Raw genomic sequence first — 16,270 nt, forward strand, 5'->3', positions numbered from 1 at the left:
AATCAATCATCTAATTTCGGGGTAGCCGGCGCGCAGCGCCTGATCCGCCGCGTCCAGCGTCACCCGGTAGGCGTCGACGTCCGGCGGAATGAATCTTTCCACGTGCGCGCGCCGCAGCAGCGCCGCGCCGGCGGGGTCCCTGTGCATGCCGGTCAATGCCTCGGCCAGCGCCGCGGCCGCATGGCGGTCGACGTCGGGCGAGCACACCAGCAGCGGGTTGGGCGTCCAGGGGGTGTGGGCGAGCGTGCGCAGGCCGCTCAGGGCCGGCGGGTCATGGGCGCGCAGCAGGTCCAGGTACCAGCCGTCGATCGCCGTCAGGTCGATTTCCCGCTGCCGCAGCGCGCGGATGAGGCCGCGCGGGTTTCCATAGGGGCCCTTGGACTCGCTGAACAAGCCGGCCGCGCGGCCCGCGGCATGGTCTTTCAGCACACCGCGGGGCGCGTTCCAGCCGGACTGCGAATCGCGCACCATCCAGCCGTAGCGCGACCCGAAGGCGTCTTCCAGCGTGGCCCAGGGCGCGTCGTCGCGCACCAGGAATTCGCTGCGATAGCGGGCGAGGCCGCCGTATTCCGGCCAGTCGGGCACGACGCTCGCCACGGCCTGGAAGTTCCTGCCCGCGCGCAGGGCCTGGGCGAAGGGCCAGCCGCACATGAAGGCGCCGCACAGCCCCGGCCGTTCCCAGAGCTCGCCCACGGGGGTCGGCCAGGCGTGCGCAATGAACTCCACCCGCAATCCGGCCTGGAGGTATGCCGCGTTCAAGAGCGCCGTCCAGGCGTCCCGCGCCGAGGGCGTGGCGTCGTACAGGCGGGTAGAGGTGATCAGCATGTCAGTACCGGGCGAAGTTCAGCGTCTGGCCCAGCCCCATGCCGCGCGCCTTGTCCAGCATGGCCTGGCCCAGCGCGATGTCGGTGATCGACAGCCCGCGGTGCCAGAACAATATGTTTTCCTCATCGTTCTCGCGCCCCGGCTTCAGGCCCGCGACGATCTGGCCGAGCTCGGCATGCAGGTTTTCCTGGGTCACGCGGTCGCTGTCCACGTGGGCCCGGAGCGCGCCGAACGGCAGGCCCTTGCGGCATTGGCTCCAGTCGTCCACGACCACCTTGCTCATGATGTCCGTCAGCGACAGCTCGACCGCGCTCATCGTGCCGTAGGGCATGACCAGCGCGCCCGGCTTGATCCATTCGGTCTTGAGCAGCGGGGCGGGCTCGGGCAGGCGCGAGGCCTCCACCACGATGTCGGCGCCGCGCACGCAGGATTCCCAGTCGTCCACGACCTTGATGGTTTTGCCCAGATCGCGCGCCAGGCGCTCGCCGAAGGCGTTGCGGCTTTCGGGGCGCCGCGAGTGCACGCGGATCTCATCGAAGTCGAACAGGCTGTCCAGCAGCCGCACGTTCCAGTACGAGGTGCCGCGCGCGCCGATGTGGCCCAGCACTTTGCTGTTCTTGCGCGCCAGGTGCTTGGCGCCCAGGGCGGTCATGGCGCCGGTGCGCATGTCGGTGATCGAGGTGGCGTCGACGATGGCCAGCGGCTTGCCGGTCTCGGGGTCGAACAGATTCAGGATGGCCATTTCCGACGGCAGCCCCTGCTTGTAGTTGTCGACGAAGTCGCTCACCACCTTCACGCCGGCCACGCCCAGGGGCTCGATGTAGCCGCGCAGGACGTTGAAGTGGCCTTTGTCCGAGGATTCGGGCACCAGGTGCACGCGGGGTTCCACGACCGTCTTGCCGCGGCCCTGGGCGTCCAGCACTTTCTCCACCGCCGCCAGGATTTCCTGGTCGGTGATGCCCAGGGCGGCGATATCCGGCCCATTGAGGTAGGTGATGTCAATAGACTGCATGTTGCTGATTCTCCTTCACGGCGTAGCGTGCTTATTGAATGGGCTTGATGTTGGCCTTGCGGACGATGTCCGACCACTTTTCGGTCTCGTCCCGGATCAGCGCCGCGAACGCGTCGGGCGCGATGCCCGAGGGCGTGACGCCGAGCTGGGCGAATTTCTGGTGGATGTCCTGGTCTTTCAGGACCTCGCCGATGTCCGCCGCGAGCTTCTGGATGGCGGCCTCGGGCGTGCCCGCGGGGGCCACCAGCCCATACCAGGACGTCACGTCGAAGCCCGGGTACCCGCTTTCGGACACCGTGGGCACGTCGGGCAGCACGGGCAGGCGCTGCGGCCCCGCGATGGCGATGGCGCGCAGTTTCCCGCTCTGGATATGGGGCACGACGGTCGATACGCCCGCGAACATCACGTTCACGACGCCGCCGGCCAGGTCGTTGACGGCGGGCGCCATGCCGCCGTAGGGCACGTGCAGCATGGCGAGGCCGGCCTGCTGGTTGAACAGCTCACCGGCCAGGTGGGCGCCGCTGCCCACGCCGGGGGACGCGTAGCTGAGGCTGTCGGGGTGCTTCTTGCCATGGTCCACCAGTTCCTTGACCGTATGCACGTCCAGCTTGCTGTTGACCACCAGCACGTTGGGCGAGGTGGCCAGCAAGGTGACGGGGGTGAAGTCTTTTTGCGTGTCGAACGGCAGGTTGGTGAACAGCAAGGGGTTGACGGTCAGGTTGCCGGCCGGCGCCAGGGCGAGCGTATAGCCGTCGGGCTTCGCCTTGGCCACGCTGTCCATGCCGATGTTGCCGGACGCGCCCACCGTGTTCTTGATGATCACGGGCACGCCCCATTTCTTGCCCAGCTTTTCTCCGACCATGCGCGGCAGGGCGTCGGCGACGCCGCCGGCCTGGTAGGGCACGACGATGGTCACGGCCCGATTCGGATAGGCGGCCGCCTGTGCCTGCGCGGCGGCGGCAATGCCCGGCGCGGCCATTGCGAAGGCGGCGACCAGGGTGGGAATGATCTTCATGGCATTTCCTCGTAAGTTTGCCTGGCGGACCAGGCTGTGATGCCGCCCGCGTCAGGCCACGGAAAATTTTCCAATGATGCGGTAGCAGTTACCGGGGTGGTAAAGGTTGGCGAGCGACGCGACCTTGTCTTGCGAAATGGTCCGGCGCGATATCTTCAGCAGGGCGGCATTCACCTCGATGCCCAGATGGGCCGCCATCGCCTCGTCGGCGTTGACCGCTTCGACCACCTGCTCGGCGGCGGTCAGCGGCGCGTGCTTGAAGAGATAGCTGGACGGCGTCTGCTTGCCCAGGTCCAGGCTCATGAACTCGGGCACCACTTCGGGATTGACGAAGCGTTCCTCGAACTGGACGGGCGTTCCGTTCTCGTAGTGGATCAGCTTGCAGTGGAATACGGGCGAGTTGTGCTCGATGTCCATGGCCGCCGCGACGGCGGCGGTCGCGCGCAGGGTCTTGCGCGACAGCAGCACGCTGTGATGCACGTGGCCGCGGCCCGCGATCTCTTCGTGGATGTCCTTGATGGACAGGATGTTGGACATGGGCTGCAGGTCGGCGACATAAGAGCCCGACCCATGCCGGCGCGCGATCAGCCCTTCGGTTTGTAGCTCCTGCAGGGCGCGGCGCACGGTCATGCGCGCGCACTGGAAGCGCTCGGCCAGCTCGCGCTCGGAGGGCAGCTTGAAGCCCGGCTTCCAGCCGCCGTTCTCGATCGCGCGGCGCAATTCCGACTCGACGTCTTCATAGATGGCTTTCTGCTTTTCATGCTCGCTCATTGCTGTCCGTCCTGGTCAGGTTGGCCTTCAGTGTCTGGATGGTGATGTGGCCCACGTCCCCGCCCGCCGCGTCCCGCACGCTCAGCGCGTCGCCGCCGGATTCGAGCAGCATGGACAGCGCCGTGCCGGCCGAGCCGCCGGCTGCGATCACGGGGCTGCCGGCCGGCGCCGGGCCCGGGGCGCATACGTCTTGCGCGCGCAGCAGGGCCAGGCGCTTGAGCGCGCGCCCGCCGCCCAGGAACGAGGCCACGAATTCGTTGGCGGGCGAGTTCAGCAAGGCGCCCGGCGTGGCGGACTGCAGCACCTTGCCTTCATGCAGGATGGCGATGCGATCGCCCATCTTCAGGGCCTCGTCGATATCGTGGGTGACGAGGACGATGGTCTTCTTCAGCTTGCGCAGGATGTTCAGGAACTCGTCCTGCAGGTTGACGCGGTTGATCGGATCGATGGCGCCGAAGGGCTCGTCCATGAGCATGACGGGCGGGTCCGCCGCCAGGGCCCGGGCGACGCCCACGCGCTGGCGCTGGCCGCCGGAAAGCTCCCGCGGGTAGCGGTTCCGGTACTGGGCGGGCTCCAGGCCCACCAGCGTCAGGAGTTCGTCGATGCGTTCCTGGACGCGCGCGGGCTTCCAGCCCAGCAGCCGGGGCACCGTGGCGATGTTGTCGGCAATGCGCTGATGGGGGAACAGGCCGACCTGCTGTATGACATAGCCGATATGCCTGCGCAGCTCGACGGGATCCTGCCGCCTGACGTCGCGGCCGGACACCTCGATGCGGCCGGCGTCCGCCTCGATCATGCGGTTGATCATCCGCAGCGTGGTCGTCTTGCCGCAGCCCGACGAACCGATCAGCACGCAGAGCTCGCCTTCCTGGATGTCGAGGTCCAGGCCGTCGACGACCGGACGCGCCGAGCCCGCGAACTGCTTCCTCAAGCCTTCGATGCGTATCATGAAGTTCTGATTCCTTTGGGTGTCATGGCTTTCTGCAAGACGCCGAACAGCGCGTCGACCGCGATGGCCAGGATGGTGGCCGGCACGGCGCCCACGAGCAGCATGGGCATGGCCATCATGGCCACCCCGCTGGTGATGAATTCCCCGAATCCGCCGCCGCCGATGTAGGCCGCCAGGACGGCGCCCGAAATGACCTGCACCGCCGCCGTCCGCAGTCCGGCGAACACCATCGGCAGGGCCAGGGGCAGGCGCACCTGCCGGGTGATCTGCGATTCGCGCATGCCGACGCCGCGCGCGGCGTCTATCGTGTCGGCGTCCACACCGTTGAAGCCCACGTAGGTGTTGATGAGGATGGGCGGAACCGCCAGCAGCGCCAGGGCGAGGAGCGAGGGCGTGAAGCCCGTGCCGAGCAGCGGCATCGCCAGGGCCAGAATCGCCAGGGACGGGACCGTGCGCCCCACATTGGCGATGTTGATGACCAGCAGCGTGTAGCGGCCGGAAAGCGCCAGCCATATGCCGGCGGGAATGGCGAACAGCGAGGCGAGCACCAAGGCGGAAAACGACAGGTTGACGTGCCGGATCCCGGCGTCGATGACCCGATCGCCGTTGTTCTGCACGAATTGCAGTGTTTCGAGCAGGAGGTTCATAGCGCGCGCCTCCCGAGGCGGGTTTCGACATGCGCGAGCGAGACGTCGACCGCGACCGACAGCAGGCAGGCCGTCAGCGCCCCCACCCAGATCTTGGGCGCGTGATCGCTGGCCATGCCTTCGAAAATCAGCGTGCCCAGGCCGCCGGCGTTGACGTAGGCCGCCACCACCGTGACGCTGATGACCGTCACGGCGGCCACCCGCAGGCCCGCGACGATGGCCGGCATGGCGAGCGGCAGCTCCACCTTGGCCAGCACCTGCCACGAAGTCATGCCCGTGCCTTTGGCGGCGTCCACGATGTCGGGCGCGACCCCTTGTATGCCCGCCATGATGTTGCGCGTGAGCACCAGCAGCGAGAACAGCACCATGGCGATGATGGCGTTGGTGCGGCCGAGTCCGACGATGGGAATGAGCAGGGCCAGCAGCGCCATGGTCGGAATGGTGTACAAGGTGCTGGTGACGCCCAGGATCACGCCGCGCGCCCGGGGATGGCGCGCCGCGAGCACGCCCAGGGGGAAAGCCACCACCAGCGAGATCAGCAGCGCCGAGCCGGATATCGCGATGTGCTGCCACAAGGCCACGGCCACGCTTTCCCAGTTGCGCATCAGCCAGTTCATGGCGCCGCCTCCTCGGGCGGATCGAAGGGGCGCTCGCGCAGCATGCCTATGATTGCGTCCATGTCGGGCCCAAGGGGGCGGTCGCCGTCCAGCACGGGCGCCGTCGCGCGGATGCGCGCATAGGTGTCGCGGGTGCCGGCGCCCCGGGGCGAGACTTGCGCCAGGTCCACGGCCTGGGCGGCGCTCAGCATTTCGATGGCCGCGATCATCGTCACGCGCTCGGCCAGCCGCGCGGTTTTTGCGGCCACGCCGGGCGCCATGAGGGCGTGGTCCTCCGCCCCTTCCGAGACCGGAAAGAAATCCAGGCAGGCGGGGTTGGCGAGATGGCGCACTTCGCTCCAGAGCGCGGTCAGGGTCTTCTGGACGGTTGCGAAGCCCGAATGCTCCGGACCGTGCTGCGTGAGCTGCATGGGCAGCCCGCTGGCGCCCGGGGAATACAGGCGCAGGCAGCGCTGCACCGCAGCCGAGGCCGCCTGCGCCAGCGAGACGCCGAGCGCTTCGAGGCTGAGCGCCAGGCCGGGAATGTGGAAATTGCTGCTGGACAGCAGTTCGTCCGGCTCCTGGACCACCAGGGGGCTGTCGCCGGAACCGTTCAGTTCGCATTCGATGTGCTCGCGCAGCCCCTGCCGCGCCCACAGCACGGCGCCATGGATCTGGGCGACGCAGCGTATCGAGAGAGGATCCTGCACCCGCCGGGCCGCGCCTTTTTCCCACAGGCCGCTGCCGTCCAGCAAGGCCCGGATGTGCGCCGCGGCGGCCGCTTGGCCGGGCGTCGGCCGCGCCGCCTGCACGCGCGCGTCCAGCGGCGACAGATTGGCGCGGAACCCTTCCATGGTGAGCGTGGCGGCGCGGCTCAGATTGGCCAGCGCCTGGCCGGCCTGGTCGAAGGCGTGGATGGCGCAGCTGACCGACCAGGCGTTGGAACTGATCAGCGCCAGCCCGTCCTTGGGGCCCAGGGCGACCGGCGCCAGGCCGGCATCCGCCAGCGCTTGCGCGCCGTCGACTTCCTTGCCGCCGACGCGCGCCCTGCCCTGCCCCATCAAGACCAGCATGGCGTGCGACATGGCGGGCAGGTCGGCGACGCCGATGGACCCGACCCGCGGAATGAGCGGGCAGATGCCCGCGTTGAGCAGGGCCAGCAACGCGTCGAACACTTCGGGAGAGATGCCGGACCCGCCCGTGCTCAGGCCGGCGAGCCGGGTGAACAGCACGCCGCGCACGAGCTCGTCGCTCGCGGCCTCGCCGATGCCGACGCTGCGGGCCTGTATGGCGCGGGACTGGTAAGCCTGGAGCTCGGACGGGGCGATGGCCTTGCCCACATTGGCGCCCAGCGCGGTCGTCAGGCCATAGACGGGCGCGCCGGAGCCGAGATGCTGCTCCACCACGCGGCGCGCTTGCTGCAGCCTGCGCAGCACGGCGGGTTCGGCGGCGACCGGCGGCCGCTCGCGCATGACGCGCAGCACGTCTTCGATGCGCAGCCCGCCGCCGCTCAGCACGATGGAGGGCCGTTCCGGCATGAGCTCTGCGCGGCGCGGCGGAGTGCTGGTTCCAGGCATGTTATTTCGCCATTCCCTTGGACTTCAGGAAGTCCCTGGCGACGTCCGCCGGCTCCTGTTTTTCGCCGTCGACCAGATAGTTCAGGCGCGACATGACTTCGTCGCTCAGCATCGCGCTGACTTTGTTGGCGACGGTTGCGACCTTGGGGTTCTGGTCGATGACTTCCCGGCGGACGACCGGCGCCACGAAATAAGGCGGCCAGAGCTGCTTGTCGTCTTTCAGGCGCACCAGCCCCATGGCGCTGATCATGCCGTCGGTGGCATAGCCGTTGACGACCTGGACCTGGTTGTCTTTCAGGGCGCGGTAGCGCAAGCCTATGGCAAGCTGCTGATCGGACTTGAAGTTCATGCCGTATTTTTGTTTCAGGCCGGGAATCCCGTCTTCGCGATCGCGGAATTCGGGCCCCGCGCCCAGCGTCCATTTCTGCGCGTGGGTGGCCAGGTCGGACAGCGTGGCAACGCCGTTCTTCTTGGAGAGCCCGGGCATCATGACCAGCACATAGGTGTTGTTGACGGGCGCCTGGTCCAGCACGGCGATGCCCTGCTTGGCGTAGGCTTGCTTCACCCGCTCGTACACGGCGCCGGGGTCGGTCATGACTTTTTCCTTCAGCACCGCCAGCAGCATGGTGCCGGTGTATTCGGGGTAGAAGTCGATCTGGTTTTCAAGCAGGGCCTTGTGGGCGATGAGCGTGCCGCCCAGGTTCAGCTTGCGCGCCACCTTGATGCCCTCGGCCTCGAAGGCCTGGGCGTAGATTTCGGCCAGCACGTATTGCTCGGTGAAATTCTTGGACCCCACTCTGACGGTGTCGGCCGCCGCCGATGCGCTGCCCAGCGTGCCCGCCAGGCCCATTAACAACAAAGCCATGCCGCGACGTATATCGGTTGTTGGAAAAGCCATGATGTGGTTCCTATGTGTTGGCTGCCGGTTTGATGGAAGTGCGACGCTTCAAAACTCAACTGGTACATACCACTTTGAATCGTATCGTAAAGGCAAAGAACGCCGTGATCCAGACCGTAGAAACCCTTAGATGCGAGGAAGCGCGGCGGGCTCGTTTCGTTTTCTTACACCCGGAAGCGGGACAGCCGCCGCGACAATGCTATGATTCGCAAGGAAAAGCGCGGCGCCAGGCGCCGTTTGTCAATACTGAAATGCATCCAACCGCGTTCGGCTTCAAGCGGGCGAACGCAGGTCCTTTCATGTGTCCATGGCCAATTCGATTGGCAAGGCCGGGTTACCGGGTAACCTTCGGCGGACACGGACTGGGCGCCGGATGCCATGGATCGATGATAGTCAAAACCGCCTCAACCACCTTTCTGAAGTTCGCCCACGACACAGCGTTCAGCACTCGAAAATACCTGACCATCACGGGACTATGCGCGAGCGTGTGCCTGCTTGCGCCCGTGGGCGCCCACGCCGGGGGGCTTTCCGCCGGCATCCAGGTGGCTCCCGCCGCCCAAATGGCCTTGCAAGAATGGCCGGACCCCACGGCGCTGCCGGACGCCAAGCCAGACCAGCCCGGCGAACGGGAACTGCAATCCCTCACTGAAGAAGCCAGCAAACAGGCCCAGGTCCGCTACCTCGCGGCGAAATGGGGGCGATCCCCGAAGACGCTGCGGGAATATGTGAACCTGGCCTGGGAAGAAGCCGGCAAGCGCGAGGGCCTGGACCCCGAACTGCTCATCGCCATCATGCAAAAGGAAAGCTCGCTGAGCGCCAGGGTGCAGAGCCGCCAGGGCGCCCAGGGGCTGATGCAGGTGATTCGCCGCTGGCACAGCGACAAGCTGCATCCTTCCGAGTCGCTGTTCGACCCCAGGGTGAACATCCGGGTGGGCGCGGACATTCTCGAAGAGTACCTGGAACTTGCGGGCGGCAGCCTGCACCAGGCCCTGGAAAAGTACTCGGGAAATGCGCGCGGCTATGCCAACACCATACTCAAGGAATCGCGCAAGCTGGCCCGCGTCGCCGACCGGGCCGCGGCGGCCGCCGCGGTGGCGATGACGCAGGGCTAGGGCGGGTTGACGTCGGCCGGCCCCGGGGCCGGTCGGCATCGACGGGCCCTGGAACCTCGGGTTCCGGTCAGAATTCTTCCCATTCCTCTTCGCGCACGGGCTCCTGCTTGCCCATGGTCAGGGAACGCTTCGGCGGAACCGGTTTCAGGCCGGCCGCGGACTGGGCCGCCGGCGCCCTCGCTGCCGTCTGGGCGTGAATCGCCCTGCCCGAGGATCGCGCGTCCTGCGGTCTGGCGGACGCGGCCGCCACGCCCTGCGCCGACCGCTGCAGTTCGTGCTCCTGCCCCAGCCTGAAGACGCTCACCACTTCCACCAGGGCGCCCGCCTGTTCGTTCAGGCTGCCCGAGGCCGAGGCGGACTCTTCCACCAGCGCGGCGTTCTGCTGCGTGACGTCGCTCAGCTGCAGCACGGCTTCGTTGACCTGGGCGATGCCGGTCGTCTGTTCCCTCGTGGCGGCGCTGATTTCGCTGATCAGGTCCGTCACGCGCTGGACTTGCTGGACGATCTCGCGCATGGCTTCGCCCGCCGCATCGACCATCTGGCTGCCCGCCTCCACCTTGGCGACGCTGTCGTCGATCAGGGACTTGATGTCCTTGGCCGCCGCCGCGCTTTTTTGCGCCAGCGTGCGCACTTCGCTGGCCACCACCGCGAAGCCCCGGCCCTGTTCGCCGGCGCGCGCCGCTTCCACGGCCGCGTTCAGCGCGAGAATATTGGTCTGGAAGGCGATGCTGTCGATCACGCCGATGATGTCGACGATGCGTCGCGAGGCCGCGTTGATGTCTTCCATGGTGTGCACCACGTCGCTCACCACGCTGCCGCCCCGGTGCGCGGCGCCGCTGGCCGACTGGGCCATTTGCGCCGCCTGCTGGGCGACGTCCGAATTGCTCTTGACGGTGCCGGCGAGCTCTTCCATGGCGGAGGCGGTTTCGGTCAGGTTGGCCGCCTGCTCTTCGGTCCGCTGCGACAAGTCGGTGCTGCCGGCCGCGATCTGCGACGAGCCGCCGGCGATGTTGATGCTGCCGGAGCGCACGGCCGCCACGACCTCGCGCAGGGAGGACTGCATCCGCGCGATGGCCTGGACGATGCTGCCGTCCACCGCCTGGCTCTGGTCTATTTCGTTCGTCAGGTCGCCCTTGGCGATGGCGGTGGCGATGCGCGCGACGTCCGCCGGTTCGCCGCCCAGCTGGCGCGTCAGGCCGCGCGTCAGCAGCCAGCCCAGCGCGATGGCCAGCAGCACGCCGGCCGCCGTCAGCGACAGGGACAGCACCCGCATGTCGCGGTAAAGCTGGGTGATTTCCTCGTCGAGCGCCTTGGCGTTCTGCTGCTTGCGGTCCACCAGCTGGTGCATTTCGGTTTCCACCCGCGCCATCAGGTCCAGCGCCTTCTGGACCTGTTGCGCGGCCTGGGCGGACGACGTATCCCGGTCCAGGGCCACGGCCTGCAAGGCGGCGCGCTCGAATTCCTGGATGCTGGCCCGCGCCTGGCGCACGGCGGCCTTTCCGGTGTCGGTCACGAACAGGCCGTCCAGCGGCTCCAGGTTGGCATAGGCGTTGGCGAAGCGCCGTTTCAGGAGCTCGATGCCGGCCTGGCTCTCGGCTTCGGTCTTGGCGAGCATGACGGCGCGCACCGCGCCGCCCGCCCCGATGACCTGGCCGCGGGTGTCGGCCGCATACCGCAAGCCCACGATTTCGCGCTCATACATCTGGATGGCCAGATTGTCCACCCTGCCCAGGGCGAACAGGCCGACGGCCCCGATCAGGGCGGCCACGGCGGCGACGACAAGAAAACCGCCAATCAATTTGGCTTTAACAGTCAGGCTTTTGACCCGCTTCATGCGACATACTCTCAAGGTGAAGGGATGGAATGCCCCATGCAGGACGGATCTCGTCTTGCGACAGGCAATCCTAGGGAAAATACCAGATTGATTTTATTTCTATTATTAGCTAGATGATTTGAAGAAATGGCGGCATAGAGGCCGCCAATTGGATGCTTCGCTCATTCCGCCCTCTCGATGGCCGGGTAGAACTCGGTGTTTTCTCGTTGCATGCGGGCATGCAGCGCTTTCAGGACGGAGTTGGCTTCGTTGCGGAAGTCCTCGGGCGCCTTGGCGAGCGCGGCGGCCAGGCCCCATTTGCGCGAAAACGATATGTAGGCGTGGGCGATGCCTTTCATGTCTTCCTGGTATGCCTTGCCCATGGCCGCGAGCTGCGCGTCGCCGCCCTTCTGCAGGCTGGGATACAGGATGCGGTCTTCGATCGCCAGGTGCAGCTGCACCAGCGAGCTCAAGGCGCCGAGTTCCCGCGCGATGTCCCTGGCGTGATCGACGACCCCGCCATGGGCGAGGCGGCGCAGGGTGGCGATGCCTTTCAATATGTCTACATGGTGCTGTTTGAATCGGTCGATGTCCATGGCGTCCACGCTTGATCGTATAAAGATACATTTATTATATATCTTTTTGAGAAATGTGAGTGGATGTGTGTTTTGGTCTCAAGAATATGGTGGGACGTGGTGCGTTGCAGGCCGCTAAAGCAGCAAATGCATCGCCTCTTCGCCGGGGCTGTCCTGCCAATGGCTATCCGCCAGCGCCGCCCGGATACGCGCCACGGCCTGCGACCGGATCTGCGACACCCGGCCTTCCGTCACGCCCAGCACCGCCGCGATCTCCTTCTGGTTCAGATCCTGCTCGAACTGCAGCGACAACAGCAACTTTTCGCGCTCGGGCAGGTTCCCGATGGCGGCCACCAGCGCGGAACGCAAAGCCTGGGACATCAGCCGGTCCAGAGGATTGGACCACCGCGGCGCCTGCGCATCGGCGTCCTGCGCCACCCTGCCCTCCAGCGGATCGGCCCCGTCGCCGGTCTGGCGCACCAGATCCTCATAGTGAATGACCTGGACGCCGCGCGCCTCCTCCAGCAAAGCCTGGTATTCCGCCAGCGTCATCCCCAGCTCCTCGGCGATCTCGGCCTCGGTCGCCGGGCGCAGCAGACGGTGGCTGAGCGCATGGATGGCCTGCTCGATGCTCTTGGACTTGCTGCGCACGCTGCGCGGCAGCCAGTCCTGGCTGCGCAGCTCGTCCAGCATCGCGCCCCGGATGCGCGTGATCGCATACGTCTCGAACTGGGCTTCGGCCGTTTCCTGGTACCGGCGCACGGCGTCCAGCAAGCCCATCATGCCGGCCTGCAGCAAATCGTCGACCTCGACGCTGGCCGGCAACCGTGCGACGAGCTGCAGCGCCAGGCGGCGAACCAGAGGGGCGTACTGTCCGACAAGGCGGTCTTCGGTACTGGGCGTACGGGGCATGCGCAAAGAAAAACTAGAGTTCAGGGGAATATTGTCCGCCGGAAGCGCCGGCCGCGTTATTGGAATCAGTGCAAAGATTCATCGCCTATTCCCCGGATTAAAGTTTTTGGGCCGCCTGCCGTTACCTTCGCAATAGCCGGGGTCGGACCCCATACGGGGTCGGGCCCCATCCCTTGATCAGGAGCTTCAGCATGGTGAATCCAATTGGTTCCAGCCTGCCAGCGGCGCAGTTCGGACAAATGGCCGCCGAAATGGAACGGCCACCGTCGCTTCCCGAACCGGCGGTGCAGGTAACGCCCGGCAGCGAGGCGCAGGGCAGCGGCACGGCAACCACATCGCAGCAAAACGGCCAGGGCGCCGGCGCCGAAAACCCGTCTCTGGAAAAAGCGCTCGAAGCGTTGAACGATAGCATGAAAGCCTGGGCGACCGGCATGCGCTTCGACATGGACGACGAGGCGCAGCGCCTGGTGGTGTCCATCGTCGACAGCGAAACCGGCGACGTGATCCGCACGGTGCCCAGCGACGCCGTCATCCGCGTGGCCAAGATGATCGTGCAGCTGCAGGGCAGCCTGGTGGACACCAAAGCCTGAGCCCCCGAAAGCGCAACCCCGCCGGCGGGCCAGGGTAAACGCTCAAACTGACAAGTCTAAAGCCCGCTAACATAGGCATTGGGTCGGCAGGCCTTGCGGCACAATGCCTACAACTGGAGTTTCTATATGGCTATTTCATCAATAGGCGTCGGTTCGGGTCTACCCGTGGACCAGCTGCTCGAGGACCTGCGCAAAGTCGAAAACGCGCCTTTGGCCCTGCTGGAATCCAAGGCGACCACCTACCAGAGCCGCCTCACGGCCTATGGGACCATCAAAAGCTCCATCGAGGCCCTGAAAACGGCATCCGACGCCCTGGGCAAGTCGGAGACCTTCGGCGCCCTGAAAACCAGCGTGAACACCGACGCCTTCACCGCCACGGCGTCCAACAAGGCGATCGCGGGCCAGTACAGCGTCAACATCACCCAGCTGGCCACGTCGCAGACGCTTACCAGCGGCGGCTACGCCGACCGCAAGGAACAGCTGGCCGACGGCTCGGTCAAGATCACCGTCACCCTGCAAAACAACGAGTCCAAGGAATTCACCCTGTCGCGCGACCAGGCCACCATGGAAGGCCTGGTCAAGGCCATCAATGCGGATGCCAAGCTGGGCGTGTCGGCCACCATGGTGAACGACGGCTCGGGCACGCCCCACCGCCTGCTGATCACCGCCAAGGACACCGGCACGCAGGCGGCGGTCAAGGACATCACCGTGGCCGCGGGCGACACCGGCGGCGCAACGGACTTCTCCAAGCTGCAGAACCTCATCGGCTTCGGCGCGGGCGCCCCGGCCGGCGGTTCGGGGCTGGCCGTCACCGCCGCGAACAATGCGCAGCTGTCCATCAACGGCATAGACATCACCAGCCAGAGCAACACGATCGAAGACGCCATCGAAGGCGTCACCCTCACGCTCGGCAAGGAAACCGAAGCCGGCAAGACCAACACGCTGTCGATCACCCGCGACGACACCGTGACGTCCAAGGCCATCACCACCTTCGTCAACGCCTACAACAATCTGCAGGGCATCATCAAGACCCTGACGTCTTACGACGTGGACTCGCAGCAAGGCTCCGCCCTGACCGGCGACAGCCTGGCCCGGCGCGTGCAGACGCAGATACGCTCGGCGCTGAATCCGGTGGCCGCCTCGGGCGCCATCGCCAACCTGTCGCAGCTGGGCATCACCACCGACCCGGCCAGCGGCAACCTCAAGATCGACGACAAGAAGCTCGCCGCCGCGCTGAAAGACAACATGGCCGACGTCGAAAAGCTGTTCTCCGGCGAAAACGGCATCAGCTCGCGCATGGCCGCGGTCGCCACCGAATTCACCAAGAGCGGCGGCATCATCGCCAACGCCTCCGACAGCATCTCGCAAACGCTCAAGGACCTCGGCAAGCAGTACGACGCGGCCACGCTGCGCATCGACGCCAAGATGGAATCCTACCGCAAGCAGTTCTCCGCGCTGGACACCATGATGGCGCAAATGAACTCGGTCAGCAGCTACCTGACGCAGCAGCTGGCCATGCTCAACAATCTAAGCTCCAGCAGCAACGACAAATGACCTACTCATCCATTGCACGCGGCCCGAAGCGCCGGCATTCCGTCCAGGCCTATGCCAACATAGGCCTGGAAACCGAAGTGCTCAGCGCCAGCCCGGAACACCTGATCACCCTTTTGTTCAATGGCGCCCAGGCAGCCATACTGAAGGCCAGGCTGCACATGGAAAACAACAACATCGAAGGCCGCGGCATGGCGATTTCCAAGGCCATCGACATCGTCGATTCGGGCTTGAAGGCGTCGGTCGACCTGGAAGCGGGCGGCGAGGTCGCCAAGTACCTGGTTGCCAGCTACGAGCTGATCATACGCAACCTGATGCTGGCCAACCTGCACGTGGACCCCGCCAAGCTGGACCTGGCGGAACAAATGCTGAAGGACATCGGCTCCGCCTGGCGCAGCGCCGTGGACCCGGCCAAGACCGAAGGAGCGGCCTGATTCCGCCTGCATCCGCCATGTGTCCTATAGCATATTTTCCAGAATTCCCTATGCTTGCATGTATCGCGCAATCCAACAATCGGCGGCTCGGTCCGGCGACATCACCATGAGCAAAATCTCGTCCGTTCTTCATTATTACGAAGCCATCGCCGACATTTCCAGCCAGATGCTGCGCGAAGCTCGTGCCAGCCACTGGGACGAAGTCGTCGCGCTGGGCGAACGCTACCAGGCGGCCGTGGAATCGCTGCGCAAGCTGGACCACCTGGACGACAGCGATCGCCAGGCCCGGCGCGAACTGCTCACCCGGATACTGAACGACGACGCCACCATACGCAGCCTGGCGGCGCCCGAACTCAGCCGCCTCGGCGCGCTCATCGGCAACATGAAGCGCCAGCACGCCGTGCTGCAAACCTATTGCGCCCCGGCCCTTAATCTGCACTCATGAGCGTAGGCGGCCCCTCGGGCCTTGGCACCTTGCTGGTGCAGCGGCTGGACGCCGTCCTGGGCACCACCCTGTCGCAACAGGCCAATCTGGCCACCGGCGCCCGGCCGGATGCCGTCACCCAAGCCGCCAATCCCGAACAAGCCCATGCGGCGCGCAATGAAACCCTGAGGCACCCGCGCGAAGCCGTCGATCGCGCCGCCTCGCAGGCCGGCCAGCAAGGCCGCCAATCCGTCGACAAGGCCAAGCTCGACGCCCGCGCCGCCGAACTGCTGCAGGCGCGCAACGCTCCCAACACCGCTTTCACGCCCTCCGCGCCCACCACACTGGGACGGGCGGCCCGCACGATCCTGGCATTGCTGACGCTGTATGGCGACCAGCCAGCCGCCGTCCAGGGCAGGCGCCCGCTGCTGGGCGGCCAGGGCCAGGCCGGGGCGGGAACGGACCCCGCGGGCGCGGCGCGGCAGAACGAGATCGCGTCGGCCAGCAGAGCCCAGGCCGGCGCGCCGGGCGGCGCCGAGGCGGGCTCGGCCAAAGGCGCGGGCCCGGGC

17 protein-coding genes and 1 pseudogene are annotated in these 16,270 nt (G+C 66.3%); 6 read left to right on the top strand and 12 right to left on the bottom strand.

Annotated features, from left to right (window positions below):
* Positions 1-6 precede the first annotated feature (6 nt).
* Genes H0A72_RS21285 through H0A72_RS21325 form a run of 9 tightly spaced genes read right to left on the bottom strand, consistent with a single transcriptional unit; the run spans position 7 to position 8,290 of the window.
* A complete protein-coding gene (locus H0A72_RS21285) occupies positions 7-825 on the bottom strand; it encodes a phosphate/phosphite/phosphonate ABC transporter substrate-binding protein (RefSeq protein WP_180158522.1) in 819 nt (272 codons plus the stop codon).
* Between the two features lies 1 nt (position 826).
* Positions 827-1,837, bottom strand: coding sequence for an ornithine cyclodeaminase family protein (locus tag H0A72_RS21290; RefSeq protein ID WP_180158523.1), 1,011 nt, complete (start codon positions 1,835-1,837; stop codon positions 827-829).
* A 31-nt stretch (positions 1,838-1,868) separates the two neighbouring features.
* On the bottom strand, positions 1,869-2,852 hold the full coding sequence (locus tag H0A72_RS21295) for a Bug family tripartite tricarboxylate transporter substrate binding protein (protein ID WP_180158524.1): 984 nt from the start codon (positions 2,850-2,852) through the stop codon (positions 1,869-1,871).
* A gap of 51 nt (positions 2,853-2,903) precedes the next feature.
* Positions 2,904-3,623, bottom strand: a complete 720-nt coding sequence (hutC, locus tag H0A72_RS21300; protein ID WP_180158525.1) for a histidine utilization transcriptional repressor HutC — start codon at positions 3,621-3,623, stop codon at positions 2,904-2,906.
* A complete protein-coding gene (locus H0A72_RS21305) occupies positions 3,610-4,572 on the bottom strand; it encodes an ABC transporter ATP-binding protein (protein WP_180158526.1) in 963 nt (320 codons plus the stop codon). Before H0A72_RS21305 ends, hutC begins: the two co-directional genes overlap by 14 nt.
* Positions 4,569-5,219, bottom strand: a complete 651-nt coding sequence (locus H0A72_RS21310) for an ABC transporter permease (protein WP_180158527.1) — start codon at positions 5,217-5,219, stop codon at positions 4,569-4,571. Before H0A72_RS21310 ends, H0A72_RS21305 begins: the two co-directional genes overlap by 4 nt.
* Positions 5,216-5,836 carry an ABC transporter permease gene (locus tag H0A72_RS21315; RefSeq protein ID WP_180158528.1) on the bottom strand — a complete coding sequence of 207 codons (621 nt, stop codon included), beginning with the start codon at positions 5,834-5,836 and terminating at the stop codon, positions 5,216-5,218. Before H0A72_RS21315 ends, H0A72_RS21310 begins: the two co-directional genes overlap by 4 nt.
* On the bottom strand, positions 5,833-7,392 hold the full coding sequence (locus H0A72_RS21320; protein ID WP_246436755.1) for an HAL/PAL/TAL family ammonia-lyase: 1,560 nt from the start codon (positions 7,390-7,392) through the stop codon (positions 5,833-5,835). The genes H0A72_RS21315 and H0A72_RS21320 overlap by 4 nt, the downstream gene beginning before the upstream one ends.
* 1 nt (position 7,393) lies before the next feature.
* A complete protein-coding gene (locus H0A72_RS21325) occupies positions 7,394-8,290 on the bottom strand; it encodes a glycine betaine ABC transporter substrate-binding protein (protein ID WP_246436756.1) in 897 nt (298 codons plus the stop codon).
* Positions 8,291-8,676: 386 nt separating this feature from the next.
* On the opposite strand from H0A72_RS21325, the gene H0A72_RS21330 reads away from it, so the two are divergent.
* Positions 8,677-9,402, top strand: coding sequence for a transglycosylase SLT domain-containing protein (locus H0A72_RS21330; protein ID WP_246436757.1), 726 nt, complete (start codon positions 8,677-8,679; stop codon positions 9,400-9,402).
* A gap of 67 nt (positions 9,403-9,469) precedes the next feature.
* Here the strand turns inward: H0A72_RS21330 and H0A72_RS21335 are convergent, their stop codons facing one another.
* The 3 genes from H0A72_RS21335 to H0A72_RS21345 form a co-directional block, all read right to left on the bottom strand.
* Positions 9,470-11,236 (bottom strand): methyl-accepting chemotaxis protein, encoded by a 1,767-nt coding sequence (locus H0A72_RS21335; protein WP_180158529.1) that lies wholly within the window; start codon positions 11,234-11,236, stop codon positions 9,470-9,472.
* Positions 11,237-11,397: 161 nt separating this feature from the next.
* A complete protein-coding gene (locus H0A72_RS21340) occupies positions 11,398-11,811 on the bottom strand; it encodes a hemerythrin domain-containing protein (RefSeq protein WP_180158530.1) in 414 nt (137 codons plus the stop codon).
* A gap of 114 nt (positions 11,812-11,925) precedes the next feature.
* Positions 11,926-12,702: an RNA polymerase sigma factor FliA gene (locus H0A72_RS21345; protein WP_180158531.1), complete on the bottom strand. Its 777-nt coding sequence runs from the start codon at positions 12,700-12,702 to the stop codon at positions 11,926-11,928.
* Positions 12,703-12,893: 191 nt separating this feature from the next.
* Here H0A72_RS21345 and H0A72_RS21350 point away from each other — a divergent pair, with 191 nt between their 5' ends.
* The 5 genes and pseudogenes from H0A72_RS21350 to H0A72_RS21370 all read left to right on the top strand — a co-directional run.
* A complete protein-coding gene (locus tag H0A72_RS21350; RefSeq protein WP_180158532.1) occupies positions 12,894-13,292 on the top strand; it encodes a flagellar protein FlaG in 399 nt (132 codons plus the stop codon).
* Between the two features lie 126 nt (positions 13,293-13,418).
* On the top strand, positions 13,419-14,846 hold the full coding sequence (gene fliD / locus H0A72_RS21355; protein WP_180158533.1) for a flagellar filament capping protein FliD: 1,428 nt from the start codon (positions 13,419-13,421) through the stop codon (positions 14,844-14,846).
* Positions 14,843-15,277 carry a flagellar export chaperone FliS gene (fliS, locus tag H0A72_RS21360; RefSeq protein ID WP_180158534.1) on the top strand — a complete coding sequence of 145 codons (435 nt, stop codon included), beginning with the start codon at positions 14,843-14,845 and terminating at the stop codon, positions 15,275-15,277. The genes fliD and fliS overlap by 4 nt, the downstream gene beginning before the upstream one ends.
* Before the next feature lie 106 nt (positions 15,278-15,383).
* The gene (locus tag H0A72_RS21365) at positions 15,384-15,722 is read left to right on the top strand and encodes a flagellar protein FliT (RefSeq protein ID WP_180158535.1); all 339 of its coding nucleotides are present in this window, start codon (positions 15,384-15,386) and stop codon (positions 15,720-15,722) included.
* Positions 15,719-16,270: pseudogene (locus tag H0A72_RS21370) on the top strand (flagellar hook-length control protein FliK); the annotation flags it as partial. The gene H0A72_RS21365 and the pseudogene H0A72_RS21370, both read left to right, overlap by 4 nt.

This window comes from Parapusillimonas granuli, assembly GCF_013416525.1.
GTDB lineage: Bacteria > Pseudomonadota > Gammaproteobacteria > Burkholderiales > Burkholderiaceae_B > Parapusillimonas > Parapusillimonas granuli.